This window comes from Bacteroidales bacterium (assembly GCA_018334875.1).
In the GTDB taxonomy this organism is placed as follows: domain Bacteria; phylum Bacteroidota; class Bacteroidia; order Bacteroidales; family UBA12077; genus JAGXLC01.
The window spans coordinates 1-8,147 of the sequence record JAGXLC010000182.1 but is presented as its reverse complement, the minus strand read 5'-3'; the positions used below and the strand labels follow the sequence as shown (position 1 = coordinate 8,147).

Below are 8,147 nucleotides of genomic sequence, written 5' to 3'. Positions count from 1 at the left end.
ATGGATAACGATATATCCGGAAAAGTAGATTCTGTGATGAATCTGATGACACTTGAAGAAAAAATCGGCCAGTTGAATCTTATCTCTGGTGAAGGAGAATTAACCGGCCCTGTTACTGAGGACAGTGATTATGTCCAGCAGATTAAAAAAGGCCATTTGGGTGCCATGTTAAACGTTAATGGATCTGAGTATACCCGAAGGATTCAAAAGATCGCTGTAGAAGAAACCCGTTTGGGCATCCCTTTAATTTTTGGTTATGATGTCATTCACGGCTATAAAACCATATTTCCCATACCTTTAGGTGAAAGCGCTACATGGAATCCCGGTATGCTGGAAAGATCGGCCCGTATCGCCGCTGTTGAAGCCACTGCTGCAGGTCAACACTGGACTTTTGCACCCATGGTTGACATTAGCCGCGATGCCAGGTGGGGACGTATCATGGAAGGAGCCGGCGAGGACCCTTATCTGGGTTCTGAAATAGCTAAGGCCAGAGTGAGAGGCTTTCAGGGAGGAGCCCTGGATGAGAGTTATACCATGCTGGCTTGTGCAAAACATTATATTGCTTATGGAGCTGCAAGGGGTGGACGCGATTACAATACGGTGGATATGTCCATCCGCAGGATGAAAGAGACTCATCTCCCTCCTTTTAAAGCTGCCCTGGATGCAGGAGTGGCTACTTATATGACTTCCTTCAATGAGCTTAACGGCGTGCCCGTAACCGGAAGCAAGCGGTTTGTTAAAGGCATCATAAAAGATGAATGGAATTTCAACGGATTTATCGTTTCTGACTGGGGATCCGTATCGGAAATGATTGTACACGGCTTTGCAAAGGATGATTACGAAGCCGGCAGGCTGGCTTTGGATGCAGGAGTGGATATGGATATGGAAGGCCGGGTTTATATTCAGGAACTCAAAACCCTTCTGGAAGACGGAAAGATTTCGGAAGAACAGATCAATGATGCTGTAAGAAGAATCCTTAGAATGAAATTTGAATTGGGACTGTTTAATGATCCTTACAAGTATTGTGATGAGGAAAGGGAAGAAAAATTATTGCTTGCTGAACCGCACAGGAAACATGCCAGGAATATAGCTTCCGAATCGATGGTTCTGTTGAAAAATAAAGGTGAAGTGCTTCCATTGAGTAAGGATCTTTCCAGTGTGGCACTTATAGGCCCGCTTGTAAAGGCAGATCAGGAGTATTTGGGAACCTGGTCGGCCCGGGGAGAGGCAGAACATGTTGTCAATACCATGGAAGGCTTTGAGAATAAGCTGGGAAATAATACTGACATGCTTTATTCGGAAGGATGCGATATCACAGGTGATAACAGGGACGGTTTCAAAGATGCCTTAAGGAAAGCCCGTAGAGCGGATGCCATTGTTGCAGTGGTTGGTGAAAGTGCTATGATGAGCGGCGAAGCCCTGTCCAGAATGGATATTGGTCTGCCGGGTGTTCAGGAAGAACTCGTTCTGGAACTGGCTAAACTCAATAAACCGCTGGTGGTTGTCTTAATGAATGGACGGCCATTGGCTATTCCTAAAGTGGATGAAGCTGTTCCCGCTATTCTTGAAGCCTGGCTGCCGGGAACCGAAGGAGGTAATGCCATTGCCGATGTGGTATTTGGTGATTACAATCCTTCCGGGAAACTGCCCGCATCTTTTCCTTATTCAGTGGGCCAGATCCCTGTTAATTATGAGCATAAAAATACCGGTCGTCCGAAACAGGAGGACCAACGCTATACTTCCAAATATATTGATGGTCCCAATAAACCGTTGTATCCTTTTGGCTATGGCCTGAGCTATACAACATTTTCCTATTCGGATATCAGCCTAAATCAAGAGGAAATCAATTTTGATGAAGTACTCAGGCTGTCTGTAACTGTCAAAAATACCGGTGATAGAGCAGGAGAGGAAGTAGTGCAGATGTATGCCCGTGACATGGTTGGAAGTGTCACCCGTCCTGTAAAAGAACTGAAAGGTTTCCGGAAAATATTTCTCCAACCCGGTGAAGAACGGGAGGTAATTCTTGAAATTGTCCCGGACGATCTGGCATTCTATACAAAGGATATGGAGTATAAAGCCGAACCTGGCGAATTTAAAGTATTTGTCGGAAGCAGTTCGGAGGATCTCAAAGAAAGGCGTTTCAGGCTGGTTGAAAATTGAGGCATCGGAATGAACCCTGATCTATAGATGGACGCAACAATAATTGATTCCATGTGAATCTCATTAATGGAAGAAAGCCAATTATCAGGCATAGAAATCGGTAAACATCGAATGTAAGATGAAATACGCTGCTTTATGAAAGGAAAGAAAATTTTTTGGGTTAATCTTTTGATTAATGATTATATTTGAACTGAAAAATTATTATTTAATCTAAACCAAATAAAAATTCAATTTTATGGCAAAATCAAAGTCTTATAACAAAAGTTATGTGATTCTGATCGCTGCAATTGCAGCTTTCGGAGGTCTACTATTTGGATTTGACACGGGTGTAATCTCCGGGGCTCTGCTGCTCATTAAAGACGACCCGAACCTGGTGATTAATGGGATGACTCAGTTGCCCGAAAGGACACAAGAGTGGATTGTTAGTATAACGGTTCTTGGCGCTGCCATTGGAGCATTGAGCAGTGGGAGGATTACGGACAAGTTAGGCCGTAAAAAGGTACTGATTATTACCGCCTTTATATTTGCGGTAGGTTCGGTTGGTCTTGCTGCAGCAAACAGTGTTGCTGCTCTTATTATCTGGAGGGGAATTATTGGTATTGCTATTGGTGTTGCTTCTTATACCGTACCCCTTTACATTTCAGAAATTTCTCCCACCCATGTTCGCGGAGCGTTGGTGTCTATTAACCAATTGGCCATTACAGTGGGAATTTTTGTTTCTTATTTAGTAGATCTGGGCTTTGCCGGCTATGAAGAAGGATGGCGCTGGATGTTCCTGGTTGGTTTGGTTCCTTCCCTGGTATTGTTCATTGGTATGTTCTTCCTGCCGGAAACACCGAGATGGCTTATGAACCATAAAAGTGAGGATGATGCCAGAAAGGTTCTGGATAGAGTAGGGGAGCCCAAACGGAATGAAGTTTTAGATCAGATAAAAATCAATATTGAGAAAGAAAGAGAACAACCTGGTATATTTAAAGTGCTTGGAGCAAAGTGGGTACGGCCTGCTTTAATCATTGGCGTTGGAATTATGCTTGTGCAGCAGCTTACCGGTATCAATACCATTATTTATTATTCACCGACAATTTTTGAGATGGCCGGTTTTGGAGCGGAAACAGGTGACCCTGTCTTCAATGCCATACTGCCCTCTCTTCCCATTGGTTTTGTTAATGTATTGTTTACTGTGGTGGCGATTTATTTGATTGATCGCTGGGGAAGAAAACCATTGCTTTATTTGGGATTGATTGGAATGATTGTGGCCCTTCTTGCTATGGGTATAAGTTTTACATTTTATCAGTCAGTTGGAGGTGCTGCACTTAAGTGGGTTTCTTTTGTTAGCATGATCGTTTATATACCTTTCTTTGCTGTGAGCCTTGGACCTATTGCATGGGTTCTGATATCAGAGATTTATCCTACAAAGATCCGGGGTCTTGGCATGAGTATTGCTACAATGGTGAATTGGGTGGCTAACTTTTTAATCGCCAATACATTCCTTTCGCTTGGCAGAGCGGTTACAGGCGAAATGCCCCATCCGGCAGGAGACGGCATGCTTGTTAATCCCGGAGGCGCTTTCTTTATCTATGCAGTAGTAGGTATTATAGGTCTTATCTTTATTTATTCCTATATACCTGAAACTAAAGGTCATTCACTCGAGAAGATTGAAAAGCATTTTCTGGATGGTAAGCATCCTAAGGAACTATAATAAGAACATTTTCATTGTAAAAAGACCGGCACAGTCTTGTGCCGGTCTTTTTTATTATAAATTCAGGCATCCAACCCCTTTTTTAGTTTTGGGAAAATTGGGAAAACCTACGTTTCAAATCCTTTTTTCGCTCTGATTATTTTTTGTCTGCTTTCAAATTACCAAATAATGTTATTGAAAGCTGAAAAAAAGGGTATCACCTGCTATCCCTGGCATGATGTTTTCGTAATTATTTTGAAAATACCGCCGTAAATTTTACATCAACTTCATCTCCCGATTTTATGGCTCCAAATAATGCCTTTGGGGGATCTACATTAAAATCTGTCATCTTTAAATTTTTGCTACCGGTAAACTGAATGGTTTGATCATCCAATTGTTTTCCCTTTACCTGCAGGGCAATCTGTTTTGTTACTCCTGCAACCGTCAAATAACCATTTGTTTGAAGTGTGAATTCGTTTCCTGATTTTTGAATGACTTCTGAACTGATCAGCTCATATTCAATTTCAGGATGTTCTTCCGCTTTGAGTGCATCATACATAATGTCATTCATCTTGTTCTTACCGCTTTCAATGCTTTTTACCGGTATGCTCACTTTAACATCTTTTACCGGGTTTTCCTGGGAATTACTACCATTAAGAAGGGATTGAGCAAATGCTCCCTGTCCTGTAAGTTCGGTAATCTCAGAATCCCAGTCGTGTACGTTGGAAGTTCCATCAAAAGATAATTCTGTGTTGGAAGCAATACTGAGCTGAATGCTTTCCTGAGACATTGCTGGTATGGCAATGATCATATGGATCAATATCAAGGTAATAAACCTGGATATCATCCTGGTGCTAAATTTTATGTGTTTATTTTTCATTTTTTCCCTTTTTTGTTTAAATTTTACAAAATGTCCGATAAAGTTTAAAATCGGAGGATTATTCAAATTCTTCTTCTCGCTGCAATCCTCTTTTAAGAAACCTCAGAGGCCATATCTATAATGTTTTAAGTACTTACTTGTTCTTTTATTTGGTTATCCGCCCTCTTCCTGCTGTAACCCATTACTTGTCTGAGAATTATATGCCAGTTGCCTTTCGACCAAATCTTTAAGTGTATATCGCATAAGATACTCAATGATTTGAGTATTCAGCCCCAACCAGAAATCCCTTGGGGCACAAAAATTTTCATCCGGACAATGTATGCTTTCTGAAAGGCAATCCACAATGCTCATATCCGGCTCAAACGCCCTGTAAATATCATACAGTGTAATTTCTTCAGCTTTTCGGGTAAGGATATAACCACTTTTTTTGCCTTTGACATTTGTGATCAGTTTTGCAGCCTTTAATGAAGCAATGATCTGATCCAGATACTTAAAAGAGATCTTTTGTTTTTCTGAAATCTCTTTCTGGAAAATCCCCTGCTCTGTTTGTAATGCTATCTCAAGCATTGTTCTAATTCCGTATCGGGTCTTTGTGTTAAATTTCATACTTAAAATCCTATAACAGCTTCAAGAACTATCCCGCTGAATTGGCCTTCAGTAATATTGCTTGGTGCTCCGGTCCAAGGATTTGCAAAATTCTCATTGTATTGTTGTTTCACATATTCTAACTTCACCAAGGTATTTTTTGTCATAAACCAACCGCCACCAAAGTTTATTCTGTCGATTTTTTTGGTGTCAGGTTCATCTCCACCTTCAGCATATTCATCATGCCCGGAAACAGAGTTATATCTTCCACCAACATAGAATTGATCCCAGGAACCAAACCGGTAAAGGAGCTCGGCTCCAATTTGTGTAAATTTACCGTCTTCTCTGTTGTCTTCTCCGTTATTACCCATGGTTTGTTCAAACACGCCGAAGAATTCGAGGCCTCCGAATTTTACAAACGGATTGATCTGGAAGGCTGTTTCTTTGGCGAAACCTGGGTTAAAACGGCCACTTGTAAAATCAGTGTTCACAGAAGAAGAGTCTGCTGCAATATACCCAAAGACGTCGTAATAGCGGGATCCGGCCCTGTCACCTCCATAAAGGTGATCGCCGTTATCTGCTCCCGGTGCACTGTAGAATGAGCCGGTCAGACGGACCCGTAAGTTATTGTTTACCTGTTTATCTATTCCCAGTTTACCATAGAGGGTATTTTTCCACTCTGCAGTTCCGAGATATTCACCGGTACCCCATTGGGTTACTGCTTTGTTTACCGTAGGGTTGAGCAGCCCGTTGCTTAACCCTCCTACTATGATGAAGTCCCCGGGTTGAAGATTAATTTCCAGGAAGGGTTCAGTAGTAAAGGCATCCATAATATAATTCCCTACAAAGGGGTTGTATATTGTTGTGGCATTATCACTCCTTCTGAAATGCACATCACCGTAATTGAGTTCATCAACACCTGTGCGGAAAGTAGCTATATCCATGAAGTCTGAGGCCATTCCCTCTTTAAGGAAATCCAGCCTGTCTACCTGCAGGTAACCTCCTTTTACCCATGAATCAGGGTGATGACGGGAACTGAGATAGGTCCTCAGGTGCAATCGCATTCCTCTCTGGAGTTGTACATCCAGATTTAAATTTGCGGTGGGCAGGTTGATGTTGTTACCCAACTCGATCAATTGCGGTGCTCCTGACGCATTAGAATGATTCAAACCCTGAAATTGTAATGCAAAATCGCCTCCTAAACGTACATCCACACCGTCATATTCAACCCCCTTTTCTTTTGGCGTTTCGAAGACATTCAGCCCTTCGTATCCGGGTTTTCTAAAATACTGCAATGCCCGGCTGTTGTCTTTTTCTGTTGATTCTCCGGTTGATTGGCCAAATGTAGCTGTAACGGTTATAATCAGGCTCAATAAAATTGCTAGTTTTTTCATAATAAATACATTTTTAGAATTTTAGTCTTATTTATCTTATTTATACTATCGAATTAGTAGGACAAATTAAGAACATTTTTGTTCAAATCCCAAACGTCTTCAAAATAAATAATGAAACCCGCATGCAGCGACCTTCACAATAAGGCGATGAATAAAGCATGAGGGTTCCCTGGTAGGGTAGCACAAAATTCGAACTTTGAAATATTGCTTAATTGAACTACAGAACTTTAATAAACTGTTACACGAATGAAACCCGCATCTAGGAACCTTTACAACAAGGAGATGATTAACATGCGGGTTCCATGGCAATACAAGCAGAGTGTATGAATTTAGCATGTAAATCAAATTGGAATTCAAAGCTTTAATAAACTGTTAACCGAATGAAATGTTTTTATGCTTTTAAAAAAGTATTGTTATTGAGTATTTTGGTCTCCAAGGTTTTCAAGTTTTTGTTTTCTACCAGTAAACTTGATTTATTGTTTGTTACAGGTAGAGCCACAACAGTTTAGTGTATCGCTCTTCGCCTTTTCAAATGCCTGCTCTTCCTTCATTAAAGGCGGACCCTGCAATACCAGGGCAACCGATGGTACCAATGTATCCGATCCGGAAGATTGCATAGAGGCCCCTTGAGGTCACAAGCACAATTGACAGATAAAGGCACGCACGGGTAAACCTGACGTCCGCTGGGACTGCATCAGCGTTTAATATTTTTCCGGTTTTTAGTTTGTACTTCATTGCTTTTCCACCTTTTCTCTCACTTCCCCACATGTGAGCATCTGATCCCCAAAGTACGGATTTCTGACCTGATCTTCCGAACTCAGCCAGAAAGCTCCCTGATTGTCATCAGCCATAGGGCAAAATTGAACAAAGAGGATATCATCAGGTGCATTAAATGTTTTTACCAAATTGATCATGGCATCAGATAAGGCTATGAAATGTTTTCGCTGTGCCTCCAGCTCTTCAGTTTTTGCTATTGCTTCAGCATTGTTCTCGAGTTTATTGTAGAGATTCATCCATCTCGAATGGGCCTCTTGAGAAAAGGCCTTCATATCTATTGAGGCCAGCGCATCAAGCATTTTGTTTGCATTTTCAGTATCTTTTCGATCGTTTACCAGTGCATTTTTCAATGCCATGTAGTGATTTGTTAAATCTTGATATGAATCTAATTGTGATTCAGGCCATTTGACATCATTGCCAGGCATTTCGGCCATTGGTTTGTTTTGATCCGTCTCCTCTTCTTCCATCTGATGGTGATCATGACCCTCTGAGGTTTTTCCGCCCCGGCGATTCATCATACTGGATTTGCCTGCCATTTGGGTAGCTGCATCCACTGCAAATGTTCCATGCGTTACTACTTCTTCATTTTCCTCCAGTCCTTTTTTCACGATGTATTCTTCCCCAAGCGATGCCCCCAGTACCACTTCGCGCAGTGTATAAGTGGGTTCTTCGC

7 protein-coding genes are annotated in these 8,147 nt (G+C 41.6%); 2 read left to right on the top strand and 5 right to left on the bottom strand.

Annotated elements, in window-relative coordinates:
• On the top strand, nt 1-2,160 hold a 2,160-nt coding region (locus KGY70_13525), incomplete at its 5' end, for a glycoside hydrolase family 3 C-terminal domain-containing protein (GenBank protein MBS3776209.1).
• Between the two features lie 235 nt (nt 2,161-2,395).
• Entirely contained in the window at nt 2,396-3,859 is a 1,464-nt protein-coding gene (locus KGY70_13520) for a sugar porter family MFS transporter (GenBank protein ID MBS3776208.1), read from the top strand.
• A gap of 229 nt (nt 3,860-4,088) precedes the next feature.
• Here the strand turns inward: KGY70_13520 and KGY70_13515 are convergent, their stop codons facing one another.
• From KGY70_13515 to KGY70_13495, 5 genes are all read right to left on the bottom strand, one after another.
• Nucleotides 4,089-4,718, bottom strand: a complete 630-nt coding sequence (locus tag KGY70_13515; GenBank protein MBS3776207.1) for a YceI family protein — start codon at nt 4,716-4,718, stop codon at nt 4,089-4,091.
• A gap of 153 nt (nt 4,719-4,871) precedes the next feature.
• Entirely contained in the window at nt 4,872-5,324 is a 453-nt protein-coding gene (locus KGY70_13510; protein MBS3776206.1) for an Rrf2 family transcriptional regulator, read from the bottom strand.
• Between the two features lie 2 nt (nt 5,325-5,326).
• Nucleotides 5,327-6,697: a hypothetical protein gene (locus KGY70_13505; protein ID MBS3776205.1), complete on the bottom strand. Its 1,371-nt coding sequence runs from the start codon at nt 6,695-6,697 to the stop codon at nt 5,327-5,329.
• 473 nt (nt 6,698-7,170) lie between these two features.
• Nucleotides 7,171-7,314 (bottom strand): hypothetical protein, encoded by a 144-nt coding sequence (locus tag KGY70_13500; GenBank protein MBS3776204.1) that lies wholly within the window; start codon nt 7,312-7,314, stop codon nt 7,171-7,173.
• A 114-nt stretch (nt 7,315-7,428) separates the two neighbouring features.
• A partial coding sequence (locus tag KGY70_13495) for a DUF3347 domain-containing protein (protein MBS3776203.1) occupies nt 7,429-8,147 on the bottom strand: 719 nt, incomplete at its 5' end.